The following is a 15,168-nucleotide window of genomic DNA, read 5'->3' as shown; positions in this document are numbered from 1 at the left end:
AAATTTGTCAGGAACCGTATGATGATTGAAATGCCGCCGCTCAACTTCGCGCAGACGAACGGAATCCGCATGGGCTATTACGAGGCGGGCCCGGTCACGGACAAACCGCCGGTCGTGCTGTGTCACGGCTGGCCCGAACTCGCCTTCTCCTGGCGCCACCAGATCAAGGCGCTGAGCGAGGCCGGTATCCGCGTGATCGCGCCCGATCAGCGCGGCTACGGTGCGACCGACCGGCCAGAGCCGGTCGAAGCCTATGACATGGAGCATCTGACCGGCGATCTCGTCGGACTGCTCGATCATCTCAACATCGACAAGGCGATTTTCGTCGGCCACGACTGGGGCGGTTTCGTCGTCTGGCAGATGCCGCTGCGGCATCCGACGCGTGTCGCCGGTGTCGTCGGCGTCAACACCCCGCATTGGGATCGCGCACCGATGGATCCGATCGCGCTGTTCCGCCAACGCTTCGGCGACCAGATGTATATCGTCCAGTTCCAGGACCCCGCGCGCGAGCCGGACAGGATCTTCGGCAGCCGCGTCGAAGAGACCTTCGATGCCTTCATGCGCAAGCCGGCCGCGCGCCCTCCCGGTGCGCCGGAGGAACAGCCGATCGCGGGCATTGGTGCCTCGCCCCGCATCAACCTGGCGTTTCCGCAGATGATTGCGAACTACGATTCCAGGCATGATCCGCGCACGCCGATCCTGTCGGCGGAGGAGAAGAAGGTGTTCGTCGACACTTTCACGACAACCGGCTTCACCGGCGGCATCAACTGGTATCGCAATTTCACCCGCAACTGGGAGCGTTCGAAGGGGCTGGACCATCACATCAGCGTTCCCTCATTGATGATCATGGCCGAGAACGACGCCGTGCTGCCGCCGTCGGCGGCGGATGGCATGGAGACGCTGGTGTCCGATCTCGAGAAGTACCTGGTGAAGGACAGCGGCCATTGGACACAGCAGGAGAAGCCGGAAGAGGTCAGCGCCAAGCTGATCGAATGGCGTAGAAGGCGGTTTGGGTAACAACCCGGTCGTCGATGTAAATGAGACGTCATTCCGGGGCGCCCGAAGGGCGAACCCGGAATCTCGAGATTCCGGGTTCGATGCTGCGCATCGCCCCGGAATGACGCGATCAGGGGGGAAGCACTTTCAATGTCAACCAAGAACCGTCTGGATCCGATTCCGCATCCGCCGACCAAGCCGGTGGTCGGCAACATGCTGTCGCTGGACTCGGCCGCGCCCGTGCAGCACCTGACGCGGCTCGCGAAGGAGCTGGGTCCGATCTTCTGGCTCGACATGATGGGCTCGCCGATCGTTGTCGTCTCCGGCCACGATCTCGTCGACGAGCTTTCCGACGAGAAGCGCTTCGACAAGACGGTGCGCGGCGCGCTGCGGCGCGTGCGTGCGGTCGGCGGCGACGGCCTGTTCACGGCCGACACCAGGGAGCCGAACTGGAGCAAGGCGCACAACATCCTGCTGCAGCCGTTCGGCAACCGCGCCATGCAGTCCTATCACCCGAGCATGGTCGACATCGCCGAGCAGCTCGTCCAGAAATGGGAGCGGCTCAACGCCGACGACGAGATCGACGTCGTCCACGACATGACCGCGCTGACGCTTGATACGATCGGCCTGTGCGGTTTCGAGTACCGGTTCAATTCGTTCTACCGGCGCGACTACCATCCCTTCGTCGAGTCGCTGGTGCGCTCGCTCGAAACCATCATGATGACGCGGGGCCTGCCGTTGGAGCAGCTCTGGATGCAGAAGCGGCGAAAGACCCTGGCGGAAGACGTCGCCTTCATGAACAAGATGGTCGACGAGATCATCGCCGAACGCCGCAAGAGTTCGGAAGGGATCGACGACAAGAAGGACATGCTCGCCGCGATGATGACCGGTGTCGACCGCTCGACCGGCGAACAGCTCGACGACGTCAACATCCGCTACCAGATCAACACCTTCCTGATCGCCGGCCACGAGACCACCAGCGGCCTGTTGTCCTACACGCTCTATGCCCTGCTCAAGCATCCGGACATTCTCAGGAAGGCCTATGACGAGGTCGACCGCGTCTTCGGTCCCGACGTCAATGCCAAGCCGACCTACCAGCAGGTGACGCAGCTCACCTACATCACGCAGATCCTGAAGGAGGCACTGCGGCTGTGGCCGCCGGCGCCTGCCTACGGCATCTCGCCGCTCAACGACGAGACCATCGGCGGCGGCAAGTACAAGCTCCGGAAGGGCACGTTCACCACCATTCTGGTGACGGCGCTGCATCGCGACCCCAGCGTCTGGGGGCCGAACCCCGATGCCTTCGATCCCGAGAATTTCAGCAAGGAGGCTGAAGCAAAGCGGCCGATCAATGCCTGGAAGCCGTTCGGCAACGGCCAGCGCGCCTGCATCGGCCGCGGCTTTGCCATGCACGAGGCCGCACTCGCGCTCGGCATGATCCTGCAGCGCCTCAAGCTGATCGATCACCAGCGCTACCAGATGCACCTGAAGGAAACGCTGACGATGAAGCCGGAGGGCTTCAAGATCAAGGTGCGGCCGCGCGCCGATCGCGAGCGCGGTGCCTATGGCGGGCCCATCGCGGTTGCGGTTGCGGCGCCGAGGGCGCCGCGTCAGCCGACCACGCGGCCCGGCCACAACACGCCGATGCTGGTGCTTTACGGCTCCAATCTTGGCACCGCCGAGGAGCTCGCGACCCGCATGGCCGACCTCGCGGAGATCAATGGCTTTGCCGTGCACCTTGGAACGCTCGACGAATATGTCGGCAGGCTGCCGCAGGAGGGCGGCGTCCTGATCATCTGCGCCTCCTATAACGGCGCGCCGCCCGACAATGCGACGCAATTCGTCAAATGGCTCGGCGACGATCTGCCGAAGGATACCTTTGCCAAGGTGCGCTACGCCGTGTTCGGCTGCGGCAACAGCGACTGGGCAGCGACCTATCAGTCGGTGCCGCGCTTCATCGACGAGCAATTGTCGAAGCACGGCGCACGCGCGGTCTATCCGCGTGGCGAGGGCGATGCGCGCAGCGATCTCGACGGCCAGTTCCAGAAGTGGTTCCCGGCGGCGGCCCAGGTCGCGACCAAGGAATTCGGCATCGACTGGAATTTCACCCGCACCGCGGAGGACGATCCGCTCTATGCGATCGAGCCGGTGGCGGTGACCGCCGTCAACACCATCGTCGCGCAGGGCGGCGCTGTGGCGATGAAGGTGCTGGTCAATGACGAGCTGCAGAACAAGTCCGGTGCCAACCCGTCGGAGCGCTCGACGCGCCATATCGAGGTGCAACTGCCGGCCAACGTCACCTACCGCGTCGGCGATCATCTGAGCGTGGTTCCGCGCAACGATCCGACGCTGGTGGATTCGGTTGCCCGCCGTTTCGGCTTCCTGCCGGCCGACCAGATCAGGCTTCAGGTCGCCGAGGGCCGCCGCGCGCAATTGCCGGTCGGCAATGCGGTATCGGTCGGACGCCTCCTCAGCGAGTTCGTCGAACTGCAGCAGGTGGCGACGCGCAAGCAGATCCAGACCATGGCCGAGCACACCCGCTGCCCGGTCACCAAGCCGAAGCTGCTGGCCTTCGTCGGTGAGGAGGCTGAGCCGCTCGAACGCTATCGCAGCGAGATTCTGGCCAGGCGCAAATCGGTGTTTGACCTGCTGCTTGAATATCCAGCCTGCGAATTGCCGTTCCACGTCTACCTGGAAATGCTCTCGCTGCTGGCGCCGCGCTATTACTCGATCTCGTCCTCGCCGTCGGTCGATCCGGCGCGCTGCAGCGTCACGGTCGGTGTGGTCGAAGGTCCGGCGGCGTCGGGGCGTGGCACCTACAAAGGCATCTGTTCGAACTATCTCGCCAACCGGCGTTCGGGCGATGCGATCTACGCCACGGTGCGCGAGACCAAGGCCGGCTTCCGTCTTCCCGATGATCCATCGGTGCCGATCATCATGATCGGCCCGGGCACGGGCCTGGCGCCGTTCCGCGGCTTCCTCCAGGAGCGCGCCGCGCGCAAGGCGAAAGGCGCTGCGCTCGGCCCGGCGATGCTGTTCTTCGGCTGCCGCCATCCCGACCAGGATTTCCTCTACGCGGATGAGCTGAAGGCGCTGGCCGCAAGCGGCGTCACGGAGCTGTTCACCGCGTTCTCGCGCGCGGACGGACCCAAGACCTATGTCCAGCACGTGCTCGCCGCGCAGAAGGACAAGGTCTGGCCGCTGATCGAGCAGGGCGCGATCATCTATGTCTGCGGCGACGGCGGCAAGATGGAGCCTGACGTGAAGGCAGCGCTGGTCGCGATCCATCGCGAGAAGAGCGGCAGCGATGCCGCCACGGGCGCCCGCTGGATCGAGGAAATGGGCGCGAAGAACCGGTATGTGCTGGATGTCTGGGCGGGAGGATAGCCCAGGCCCCTGCCGTAGCCCGGATGGAGCGCAGCGAAATCCGGGACAGTCTCTCACAGGAGAAACACCCCCGGATTGCGCTTCGCTCCATCCGGGCTACGAAGTAATCGTGCTAAAGCTCCCCCATGATTCCCTGGGAAAAACTCGACACCGCCAAGATCCCCGGCTCCGACGAAGAGCTCCGCCTGATGCGGCGGGGCAAGGAGTTTTCGATCAAGCTCGGCACCAACGAGCTGATGAACAATCGCCTGTCGGGTTCCGAAGCCGCGCTCGCGACGCTCGCGGCGAAGCAGATCGAGACGCTCGCAAAACCCGTCGTCCTCATCGGCGGCCTCGGCATGGGTTTTACCTTGCGCGCGGCGCTCACCGTGCTGGGCGCCAAGGCGAAGATCGTGGTCTCCGAGCTGGTGCCGGCGGTCGTCACCTGGGCGCGCGGTCCGATGGCGGAAGTTTTTGGCGACAGCCTCGATGATCCACGTGTCAACATCCGCGAGATCGACGTCGGCGAAGTCATCCGGGCGAAGAGCGCTGCCTTCGACGCCATTCTGCTCGACGTCGACAACGGGCCCGAAGGGCTGACCCGGAAGGGCAATGACGCGCTCTACAATGCGAACGGGTTGAAAGCGGCAAAGACGGCGCTGCGGCCCAGCGGCGTGCTCGCGGTCTGGTCGTCGGGACCCAATCCCGCCTTCACGAAGCGTCTTCGCACTGCCGGCTTGGACGTCAACGAGGTCGCCGTCCGCGCCACCGGCAGAGGCGGCGGCGCGCGTCACGTAATCTGGATCGCAAAGAAGGCTTGAGGGCCGCTCTACGCCGCTAGCGCCGCCGCGCCATGCGCGTGCTTGTCGATGGCGCGGATGATGTCGGGCCAGAAGCGCATCGGCAGCGCGTGGCCCATGCCCTCGATCATCAGCAGCTTTGCGCCGGGGATCGACTCTGCCGTGTCCTTGCCGCCTTCGGGACGGACCAGTGGATCGACGGTGCCGTGGATCACCAGCGTCGGCGTTTTCACGCCCCGCAGCCGTTCCTTGCGGCTGCCGGAGGCCAGCACGGCGCGGAGCTGCCGGCCGACGCCGGCCGGATTGAGCCCGCGTGCGAACACGCGCTCGGCACGGTCGAGATCGAGCGCCTCCTCTTCCGGAAACGATCCGCCGCGCAAGAGCTTCCATGTCTCGCCGAAGCGAACGACGAACTCTTCCTTACCCTGCGGCGGCGGCGCCATCAGCATCGCGGCGGCCTCGCGCGTCGGCGGCGGCACGCGCGGATTGCCCGTGGTCGACATGATCGAGGTCAGCGAGCGCACGCGCTCGGGAAACGACAGCGTCGCCTCCTGCGCGATCATGCCACCCATGGACGCACCGACGAGATGCGCCGACTTGATGCTGAGCGCATCCATCAGCCCGATCGTGTCCCTGGCCATGTCGATCAGCTTGTAGGGCGCGGCCACGGGAATTTTGAGGAAGCGCAGCTTCAGCAGCTCGAGCGGCGTCAGGCGCTTGCCGCCGCTGAGATGGCTTGACTTGCCGATGTCGCGATTGTCGAAGCGGATTACGCGAAAGCCGTGCACGGCGAGCTGCTCGCAGAACGCATCGTCCCAATGGATCATCTGCGCGCCGAGCCCCATGATCAGCAGCAGCGGCTCGGCATTGTCGTTGCCGAAGATCTCGTAGCAGATGTCGATGCCGTTGGCGCGGATGGTCTGGGGCGGCTGATGGGCGGTCACGGATGCGTTCCCTCTCTGCTGGCTGATGCTGTATCGCACGGTTTCACGCGGCAAAGAAGCCGTGTGCGCCGCACCTGATGACCTGCCGGTTGACCGCTTCCTCGCAACGGTGTCGTATGGCGAAAAAAGAAGGGCGTCCAAGCTCTCGGGTACCAGGAGGACGCCGATGACCGACAAGACCAATGACCCGGTCGCCATGTGGCAGAAGATGGTGGGTGAGATGGAGAAGGGGTTCAACTCCTTCGCCAACCAGGCCATGTCTTCGCCCGAATTTTCTCAGGCGATGAACCGTGCGGGCGGAGTTGCTGCAGGTGCTCAGAAGCAGCTCGGCGAGCTCATGGAGAAATACCTCGTCACGATGAACCTGCCGAGCCGCGAGCAGGTGACGGGCCTTGCGGAGCGGCTGCAGTCCATCGAAGCCCAGATCGGTGAGATGAAATCGATGCTGAGCCAGATGGCGGCGAGTTCCGGCATCTCGCAGGGCATCGATGGGGCGCCAAAGCCGCCGCGGACGAAGCGTCCGCCCTCCGAGAACGGAGAGCAGAAATGAACGCGGCGACGGGACTTGATTTCGCATCTATCCCGGAGCGCATCCAGTCCGAGGTGCAGCGCGCCATCCAGCGCAGCATCAAGGGCGTCGAATATTTCTCGACCTCCGGACCCACGCTCGGCTCGACGCCGAAGGACGTGCTGCATTCGCGCGGCACCATGAGCCTCTATCACTACCGGCCGATGTCGGACGAGATCTACCGCGTGCCGGTGCTGATCGTGATGGCGACCACTAACCGCGGCTACATCCTCGACCTCGTGCCCGGCCAGAGTTTCATCGAGTTCCTGCTGAGGCGCGGCTACGACGTCTACATGCTCGACTGGAGCGCGCCGCGACCTGAGGAGAAGAGCCTGCGGATGGAGGATTACGTCCTCGACTTCATCCCGGATTGCGTCCGCCGCGTGCAGGCCGATTCCGGCGAGCAGGATGTCTCCATCATCGGCTATTGCTTCGGCGGCGTGCTGTCGCTGCTCTACGGCTCGATCCACAAGGACGGGCCGATGAAGAATCTGATCTGCTTCACCACGCCGATCGATTTTCGCGAAATGAAGCTGTTCTCGAATTTCTCCGACCGCCGCTATTTCGACGTCGACCGCCTGGTCGACAGTGTCGGCAACGTGCCGCCGGAGATGATCCTGTCCTCGTTCGAGATGCTGCGCCCGGCTTCGCGTACCGTGAGCCAGATCCAGCTCTGGGAGAACATCTGGAACGACGAGTTCGTGAAGTCGTACCGGATGTTCGACCGCTGGGCGACCGACACGCTGCCGCTCGCGGGCGAATATTTCCGCACCATCACCAAGGACCTGATGTGGGGCAACAAGCTGTTCAACGACGCCATGTCGGTCGGCGGCCGGGCGGCGAAGCTCGAGGACATCAAGGTGCCGATCCTGCATGCGGTCGCCGAGCACGATCACATCGTGCCCTATGACGCCGCAAAACACCTGATCACGAAGATCGGCTCGGAGGACAAGGAAGAGGTGATGCTGAAGGGCGGTCACGTCTCGCTGGTCGCCGGTGCCAATGCGGTAAAGCGGCTGTGGCCGAAACTGGATTCCTGGCTGGGGAAGAGATCGACATGAGCGAGCAGCGTTCCTATCCGCGTCACGTCAAGACCGACGCCGGCGACATCGAGATCCGCCTGATGTCGCCTGCGGACGAAGCCGCGGTGCTCGCCTTCGGCAAGGGCCTGCCGACCCACGATCTGCTGTTCCTGCCGCGCAACATCAGCGAGCCGAAGGTGCTGTCGGCCTGGGTCAAGGAGATCGAGCGCGGGGCGATTCAGAGCCTCCTTGCCGTGAGGGACGCCAGGGTCGTCGGCTGTGGCACGCTGGTGCGCGATCCGCATTCCTGGTCGCCCCATGTCGGCGAGATCCGGATGGTGGTCTCGCTCGATGTGCGCGGGAAGGGGGTGGGGCGGGCGCTGTCGCAGGAGACCTTTGCCCTCGCGCTCGGTGCCGGCCTCGAAAAGCTCTCGGTCCAGATGACGGTGGATCAGCAGGCGGCGATCGCGCTGTTCGAGAGCCTCGGCTTCAAGGCCGAGGCGCTGCTGCGCGACCATGTCCGGGATATCGACGGCAAGACCCACGACATCGTCGTGCTCGGCCACAACATCGCGCAGGTCCAGGCCCAGATGGAGGCCTATGGGGTGCCAGGCGCCGTCCAGCACTAGAAAGCGCCGTCCAGCATTGAACGCCGCCTCGGCTTGCTGCGGAACCCGGCTGGCTAGGGAGGCATCAGGATGCCTCCCATTAAGGCTGTTCACGATTTCGTGATATCGCAGTGCAGCACACATATTGCGACGCACAATTAACCGTGCCATATAGGTCGTGCCCCGGGCCAATGCGGACGGGGTGAGCCCATAGCTCAACCCAATGAGGATGGAGAGAACCCCAATGACCACCGAAACCAACACCGCTTTCGAGGGCTTCAAAGACGCTTTCAAGAACATCCAGAACCTGGAAGTTCCCGAGGCTGCCCGCGAATTCGTCAAGAAGACTGCCAACACCGCCAAGGACCGTGCTGCCGAGGTGTTCGCTGGCTCCGAGCGCGTGACCGCCGCCGTCGAGAACGCGGTGACCGAGTCCGTCACTGAAGCCGGCAAGATCAGCCGCAACATTCAGCAGGCGATCTACGAGGACGCCGAGGCGTTCTTCTCGGGCATCGACAAGCTCGCGTCCGCCAAGTCGGTCAGCGAAGCCGTCGAGATCCAGTCGAGCCTGCTCCGCGCTCGCGGCGAAGTGTTCGTCTCGCGCGCCAAGGCGACCGCCGACTATTTCGGCAAGCTCGCTGCCAACGGTGCGAAGTCCGCTCAGGACAACTTCGCCAAGGTCTACAACAAGACCGCCTGATCTGGTGCCCTGAGTCCAAACTGAAATTTTGAGGCCCGCTTCGGCGGGCCTTTTGTTTTTGCGCTGCCGTCACTGGCCGCCGTCATTGCGAGCGAAGCGAAGCAATCCAGTCTGCCTCCGTGGAAAGACTCTGGATTGCTTCGCTTCGCTCGCAATGACGGAGTAGGGTGATGCAGTGATGACTCTTTCAAGCAATTTCTCCTTCGACACCCCCGGCGACGCCGAGCGTGCGGCCGAGCTGCGCCGCGTCAAGGCGCTCGCGACGCTGGTGCTGGCCTCGACGCTTCTGCTGTTCGCCGTCGCGAAATGGCTGCTGCCCGTGCATCCCGTGTTCGGCTTCATTGCGGCCTTCGCGGAGGCCGCGACGATCGGCGGGCTCGCTGACTGGTATGCGGTGGTCGCGCTGTTCAAGCGGCCGCTCGGCCTGCCGATCCCGCACACCGCGATCATCCAGAGCAACCAGGCCCGCATCGCCGACAAGCTCGGCGAGTTCATCCAGGTGCATTTTCTCGAAGCCGGTCCCGTCGAGGCCAAACTGAACGAGATCGACTTCGGCTCCTTCGTCGCCGACTGGCTGCGCGACCGCAAGCGCAGCGATGACCTTGCGCGCTTCGCGCTGCGTCTGCTGCCGGAGGCGGTCTCCGCGACGGAAAGCTCCGGCCTGATGACCTTTATCATCCGCCGCATGTCCTCGCAGCTTCAGGGGATCGACCTCGCGCCGCTCGCGGCCGGCACGCTACGCGGCTTCGTTGCGGAGGGGCGCCACCAGATCCTGTTCGACGATCTTCTGCGCGTGATGCACGAGACGCTGAACCAGAAAGAGACGATGGCGATGATCCGCGAAAAGGTGCGCGCGGAGCTGCCGACCTTGCTCAATCTCTACCGTGCCGACAAGTTTCTGGTGAACAAGATCGTGTCGTCGGCGACGGCTTTCTTCAACGAGGTGCGCAGCGATCCCAAGCATCCGTTCCGCGGCGAATTCGACCGCATGGTGCTGGGCTTCGTCGACAGGCTCGGTACCGACAAGGCCTATATCGATCGCATCGACGGCTTGAAGCGCGACCTGCTGGCGCGGCCCGAGCTCGCCGATCTCGCGCGCACCGTCTGGGCCAACACGCGCTCGTTCATCGAGCGCAGCGCGAGCGGCGAGACGCAGGTGCTGCAGCATCATCTCGCCGGCATGTTCGTTTCCGCGGGCGAGGCGCTCGCCGGCGATGCCGAGCTGCGCGGCGAGATCAACAAGGGCCTCGTGACGGTGTTGCGCAGCTTCGTCGCCGACCAGAAGAGCGGCGTCTCGACCTTCATCTCCGATCAGGTCAAGGCGTGGGACATGGCGCAGTTGATTTCGCTGATCGAAATCAACATCGGGCGCGACCTGCAATACATCCGTTTCAACGGCTCGCTGATCGGCGGCCTTGCCGGACTTACGCTCTACTCCGTAGAATCCCTGCTCCGATTGTTGTGACTTTTGCGTCACGGCCGTCGGCATTAACGCGCAGGCCTATTGTCGCTTCGCGTCTCTCCCGCTTGAATGTCAGCAACCGGCCGCCTAGCTGATTCATGTTGCGCTGCGGAACGTTCAAGAAGCCGGCGTATTGGAATTCATGCCCATTGCCGGCATCGCGGCCGGCGCCTTCCCCAGGGGATCCATTGATGACCGCTACTTCCCAGACGCTGCGTCCGCCGTCCCGCACTCTGATGTTTTTGGAAGGGCGCGCGATCCACGAGTTCGGCGCATTCCTCGGCGCGTTGCCGCTGCTGAGCCTCGCGCCGCGCGGCGATGGGCATCCGGTGCTGGTGCTGCCGGGCCTCGTGGCCTCAGATGCTTCTACGCGCGCGCTGCGCAGCTTTCTGACCAGCAAGGGTTATGCGGTGAGCGGCTGGCGCCAGGGCCGCAACTATGGCCTGCGCGAGGGCGTGCAGCATGCGATGGTGGATCTGGTCCACGAGCTCAGCGACACGCGCGACCGCAAGATCAGCCTGGTCGGCTGGAGCCTCGGTGGCCTCTATGCGCGCCAGCTCGCCAAGATGATGCCCGAGCGCGTGCGCCAGGTGATCACGCTCGGCAGTCCCTTCGCTGGCAATCCCCGCTCGACCAATGCCTGGCGCGTCTATGAATGGGCGAGCGGCCGGAAGTCCGACGAGGTTGATCCGGAGTTCGGCGGCGAGCTCGCCGTGCCGCCGCCGGTGCCGACCACCGCCATCTTCAGCCGCACCGACGGCGTCTGCGCCTGGCAGGGCTGCATGGAGAAGTCGGGCGCGCAGACCGAGAGCATCGAGGTCGAGAGCAGCCATTGCGGCATGGGCCACCATCCCGCCGCCGTCTATGCGGTGGCCGACCGTCTCGCGCAGAAGGAAGGCCAGTGGCGGCCGTTCGATCGCAGCGGCTGGCGCAGCCTGGCCTATCCCGATCCGCATCGGTAGTCGGGCCTGCATGGTTCGAGACGCGCGGCTCTGCCGCGCTCCTCACCATGAGGGTTGAGAGCAAGTGACGCCGCGCCAAAGAGGGTAGACCTCATCCTGAGGAGGCGCGAAGCGCCGTCTCGAAGGATCGAGCCCGGCTCTCGCATTGTCGCTCCCGTCCATTGTCGCGCCCGCACCAAACGCGCTATGCCTCGCGCATGGCGCATCCGCTCTCCCGCATCATCGACCAGCTCAAGCGCGAGCCGTCGCGTACCGGCTCCATCGTCGTCACCGTCTTTGGCGACGCTATCGTGCCGCGCGGCGGTTCGGTGTGGCTCGGCACGTTGCTGGAATTCTTCGAAAGCCTGGACATTGATGCCGGCGTGGTGCGTACGGCGATGTCGCGCCTCGCGACCGATGGCTGGCTGACGCGCGAAAAGGTCGGCCGCAACAGCTTTTATCGCCTGGCCGACAAGGGGCGCCAGACGTTCGAGGCCGCGACGCGCCACATCTACGATCCGCCGCCGTCCGACTGGACCGGCCGCTTCGAGTTGCTCCTGATCGGCAATGGCGAGGACCGCGACGTCTCGCGCGAAGCGCTCCGCAATGCCGGCTTCGGCAGCCCGCTACCGGGCGTGTGGGTTGCGCCCTCAGGCGTGCCGGTGCCGGACGAGGCCGCCGGCGCCATTCGTCTCGAAGTGTCGGCCGAGGATGACAGCGGCCGCCGCCTGCTCAGCGCGAGCTGGCCGCTGGACCGCACCGCCGACGCCTATCTGAAATTCATGAAGACCTTTGAACCGCTCCGCGCTGCGCTCGCCCGTGGCACGGATCTGTCCGGGGCGGACGCCTTTACCGCGCGCATTCTCTTGATCCACTACTACCGCCGCGTCGTGCTGCGCGATCCGCTGCTGCCGGACAGCCTGCTGCCGGCGGACTGGCCGGGCAGGGCCGCCCGCGCGCTCTGCGGTGAGGTCTATCGGGCGCTGCTTGCGCCGTCGGAACAATGGCTTGATGGCCATGGAACCAATGAAAAAGGGCCGCTGCCGCCGGCGCGGAAGCTTCTGGAGAGGAGGTTCGAGGTCTGATTTATATGTTACAGAAATATCTTGCATGAAGTAAATTTTGTTATATATTGCCTCCCAATAAAACGGGAGGACGCGCATGTATACCCAGGCGCTGAATACGGCCGAGACCGACGATCGCGGTCTCGAGGACGCGGCCAAGGCTGCGCAGTTTCAGGCCCGCATCGATGCCGAGGAGCGCATCGAGCCGAACGACTGGATGCCGGCGGCCTATCGCAAGACGCTCACCCGTCAGATCTCCCAACACGCCCATTCCGAAATCGTCGGCATGCTGCCCGAAGGCAACTGGATCACGCGCGCGCCGACCCTGCGCCGCAAGGCTGCATTGCTCGCCAAGGTGCAGGACGAGTGCGGCCATGGGCTCTATCTCTATGCTGCCGCCGAGACACTCGGCGCCTCGCGCGAAGAACTGGTCGACGCGATGCTCGCGGGGAAAGCAAAATACTCATCGATCTTCAACTATCCGACGCTGACCTGGGCCGACATCGGCACCATCGGCTGGCTGGTCGACGGCGCCGCGATCATGAACCAGATCCCGCTGTGCCGCTGCTCCTATGGTCCCTATGCGCGCGCGATGATCCGCGTCTGCAAGGAGGAATCGTTCCACCAGCGCCAGGGCTACGAGATCATGCTGACGCTGTGCCGCGGCTCGGACGAGCAGAAGACGATGGCGCAGGATGCGCTGAACCGCTGGTGGTGGCCGGTGCTGATGATGTTCGGCCCGCCCGATGCGACCAGCCAGCACAGCGACACCTCGACGAAGTGGAAGATCAAGCGCTTCTCCAATGACGAGCTGCGCCAGAAGTTCGTCGATGCCACCGTGCCGCAGGCGCAATATCTCGGCCTCACCATTCCCGATCCAGGCATGACCCAGGACGCCGAAGGGCACTGGCGCTACAGCGAGATCGACTGGACCGAGTTCAAGCAGGTGCTCGCCGGCAACGGCCCGTGCAACCGTGACCGCATGGCCGCGCGCCGCAAGTCGCACAATGAAGGCGCCTGGGTGCGCGAGGCGGCAGCCGCTTACTCCGCAAAGCGCGCGCAGCGCCAGACCGCGCAAGCCGCGGAATAGGGAGATCATGATGACCACGCCGAACACGCCGCTGTGGGAAGTCTTCATTCGCAGCCGCAACGGGCTCGCGCACAAGCATGTCGGCTCGCTGCATGCGAGCGACGCGACCATGGCCCTGCAGGCCGCCCGCGACATCTACACCCGCCGCGGCGAGGGGCTGTCGATCTGGGTCGTACCGTCCACCGCGATCACCGCGAGCGATCCCGCCGAGAAGGGCATGATGTTCGAACCGGCGGAATCCAAGATCTACCGGCATCCGACGTTCTATGAGGTGCCCGAGGAAGTGGGGCACATGTGATGGCGACCGCCAACATCCAGGTCTCCGAAACGCCGCTGGTGCTCTACGCGCTGCGCCGCGCCGACGATGCGCTGATCCTCGGCCACCGTCTGTCGGAATGGTGCGGGCATGCGCCGATGCTGGAAGAGGACATGGCGCTCTCCAACATCGCGCTCGACCTGATCGGTCAGGCCCGCGAGCTCTACAGCTACGCCGCCAAGGCCGAAGGCAAGGACAACGACGAGGACAAGCTCGCGTATCTGCGCGACGTCAGGCAGTACCGCAATCTATTGCTGGTCGAGCAGCCCAATGGCGACTTCGCCCAGACCCTGGTGCGGCAGTTCTTCTATTCCGCCTTCGCTGATCTCTATTGGCGCGCGATGATGAGTTCGCGCGATGCGACGCTCGCGGCGATTGCCGCCAAGTCGGAGAAGGAGAGCGCCTATCATCTGCGCCACGCCTCGGAATGGATCATCCGGCTCGGCGACGGCACGGACGAAAGCCACGCCCGTGCGCAGTCCGCAATCGATCACCTCTGGGCTTTTACCGGCGAGATGTTTGCCGTGGACGAGGGCGAACGCGCCCTGATCCATGCCGGCATCGCCATCGATCCCGGCACCTTGCGCGGTCGGTGGATGACGACGCTCTCCGATGTCACTGGCGAAGCCAAACTGACGCTGCCGCAGAATGACTGGATGCAGCAGGGCGGGCGCGCCGGCCGCCACAGCGAGCATCTCGGCCATCTCCTGTCCGAGCTGCAATCGATGCAGCGCACGTTTCCGGGGCAGACATGGTGAAGGTGCTTGAACATGACAGCGAGCTGCGCCGGCGCGCCTGGGACGCCGCGGCGAGCGTGGCTGACCCGGAAATCCCGGTGCTGACCATTGCCGATCTCGGCGTCCTCCGCGATGTCGTGCTCGACGGCGATCATGTCGAGGTCGCGATCACCCCGACCTATTCGGGCTGCCCGGCCATGAACATGATAGCGCTCGAGATCGAGGTGGCGCTCGATCGCGCCGGCTTCCGTCGTCCGAAGGTGCGCACGGTGCTGTCGCCGGCCTGGACGACGGACTGGATGAGCGAGGAGGGCCGCCGCAAGCTGAGCGCCTACGGCATCGCGCCGCCGCAAGCCTCGCACTCGCGCCGCGCGCTGTTCGGCGAACAGGCCGTCACGTGCCCGCAATGCGGCTCGGACAACACCGAGCTGCTGTCCGAATTCGGCTCGACCTCCTGCAAGGCGCTGTGGCGCTGCAAGGCCTGCCGCGAACCCTTCGATTATTTCAAGTGTCATTGAGGTCGTTGCGATGCCAACCCCATCGTCATTGCGAAC

15 protein-coding genes are annotated in these 15,168 nt (G+C 64.6%); 14 read left to right on the top strand and 1 reads right to left on the bottom strand.

Features of this window, described 5'->3' with window-relative positions:
• Positions 1–21: 21 nt before the first annotated feature.
• The 3 genes from VGR99_RS04030 (at position 22) to VGR99_RS04020 (ending at position 5,183) form a co-directional block, all read left to right on the top strand.
• The gene (locus tag VGR99_RS04030) at positions 22–1,017 is read left to right on the top strand and encodes an alpha/beta hydrolase (protein ID WP_326897212.1); all 996 of its coding nucleotides are present in this window, start codon (positions 22–24) and stop codon (positions 1,015–1,017) included.
• A 129-nt stretch (positions 1,018–1,146) separates the two neighbouring features.
• Entirely contained in the window at positions 1,147–4,383 is a 3,237-nt protein-coding gene (locus VGR99_RS04025; protein WP_326897007.1) for a bifunctional cytochrome P450/NADPH--P450 reductase, read from the top strand.
• Positions 4,384–4,508: 125 nt separating this feature from the next.
• The gene (locus VGR99_RS04020) at positions 4,509–5,183 is read left to right on the top strand and encodes a spermidine synthase (RefSeq protein WP_326897006.1); all 675 of its coding nucleotides are present in this window, start codon (positions 4,509–4,511) and stop codon (positions 5,181–5,183) included.
• An 8-nt stretch (positions 5,184–5,191) separates the two neighbouring features.
• Here VGR99_RS04020 and VGR99_RS04015 read toward each other — a convergent pair whose 3' ends face one another.
• The gene (locus VGR99_RS04015) at positions 5,192–6,106 is read right to left on the bottom strand and encodes an alpha/beta hydrolase (RefSeq protein WP_326897005.1); all 915 of its coding nucleotides are present in this window, start codon (positions 6,104–6,106) and stop codon (positions 5,192–5,194) included.
• Positions 6,107–6,272: 166 nt separating this feature from the next.
• Here VGR99_RS04015 and VGR99_RS04010 point away from each other — a divergent pair, with 166 nt between their 5' ends.
• The 11 genes from VGR99_RS04010 to paaD all read left to right on the top strand — a co-directional run bounded on the left by VGR99_RS04010 (position 6,273) and on the right by paaD (position 15,132).
• Positions 6,273–6,656 (top strand): hypothetical protein, encoded by a 384-nt coding sequence (locus VGR99_RS04010; RefSeq protein ID WP_326897211.1) that lies wholly within the window; start codon positions 6,273–6,275, stop codon positions 6,654–6,656.
• Positions 6,653–7,735, top strand: coding sequence for a PHA/PHB synthase family protein (locus VGR99_RS04005; protein WP_326897004.1), 1,083 nt, complete (start codon positions 6,653–6,655; stop codon positions 7,733–7,735). The genes VGR99_RS04010 and VGR99_RS04005 overlap by 4 nt, the downstream gene beginning before the upstream one ends.
• On the top strand, positions 7,732–8,325 hold the full coding sequence (locus VGR99_RS04000; protein WP_326897003.1) for a GNAT family N-acetyltransferase: 594 nt from the start codon (positions 7,732–7,734) through the stop codon (positions 8,323–8,325). The genes VGR99_RS04005 and VGR99_RS04000 overlap by 4 nt, the downstream gene beginning before the upstream one ends.
• A gap of 223 nt (positions 8,326–8,548) precedes the next feature.
• Entirely contained in the window at positions 8,549–9,004 is a 456-nt protein-coding gene (locus VGR99_RS03995; protein WP_212343595.1) for a phasin, read from the top strand.
• Between the two features lie 178 nt (positions 9,005–9,182).
• Positions 9,183–10,469 carry a DUF445 domain-containing protein gene (locus VGR99_RS03990; protein ID WP_326897002.1) on the top strand — a complete coding sequence of 429 codons (1,287 nt, stop codon included), beginning with the start codon at positions 9,183–9,185 and terminating at the stop codon, positions 10,467–10,469.
• Between the two features lie 188 nt (positions 10,470–10,657).
• Positions 10,658–11,428: an alpha/beta hydrolase gene (locus VGR99_RS03985; protein ID WP_326897001.1), complete on the top strand. Its 771-nt coding sequence runs from the start codon at positions 10,658–10,660 to the stop codon at positions 11,426–11,428.
• Positions 11,429–11,625: 197 nt separating this feature from the next.
• Positions 11,626–12,492 (top strand): phenylacetic acid degradation operon negative regulatory protein PaaX, encoded by an 867-nt coding sequence (gene paaX / locus VGR99_RS03980; RefSeq protein ID WP_326897000.1) that lies wholly within the window; start codon positions 11,626–11,628, stop codon positions 12,490–12,492.
• Between the two features lie 76 nt (positions 12,493–12,568).
• Positions 12,569–13,561: a 1,2-phenylacetyl-CoA epoxidase subunit PaaA gene (paaA, locus tag VGR99_RS03975; protein ID WP_326896999.1), complete on the top strand. Its 993-nt coding sequence runs from the start codon at positions 12,569–12,571 to the stop codon at positions 13,559–13,561.
• A gap of 10 nt (positions 13,562–13,571) precedes the next feature.
• Positions 13,572–13,859: a 1,2-phenylacetyl-CoA epoxidase subunit PaaB gene (gene paaB, locus VGR99_RS03970; protein WP_092186062.1), complete on the top strand. Its 288-nt coding sequence runs from the start codon at positions 13,572–13,574 to the stop codon at positions 13,857–13,859.
• Positions 13,859–14,635, top strand: coding sequence for a 1,2-phenylacetyl-CoA epoxidase subunit PaaC (gene paaC / locus VGR99_RS03965; RefSeq protein WP_326896998.1), 777 nt, complete (start codon positions 13,859–13,861; stop codon positions 14,633–14,635). The genes paaB and paaC overlap by 1 nt, the downstream gene beginning before the upstream one ends.
• Entirely contained in the window at positions 14,629–15,132 is a 504-nt protein-coding gene (paaD, locus tag VGR99_RS03960) for a 1,2-phenylacetyl-CoA epoxidase subunit PaaD (RefSeq protein ID WP_326896997.1), read from the top strand. Before paaC ends, paaD begins: the two co-directional genes overlap by 7 nt.
• Positions 15,133–15,168 lie beyond the last annotated feature (36 nt).

The organism is Bradyrhizobium sp., assembly GCF_035935975.1.
Classification (GTDB): domain Bacteria; phylum Pseudomonadota; class Alphaproteobacteria; order Rhizobiales; family Xanthobacteraceae; genus Bradyrhizobium.
Note: the sequence above shows the minus strand (reverse complement) of the source record. Positions and strands in the feature narration are given on the sequence as shown.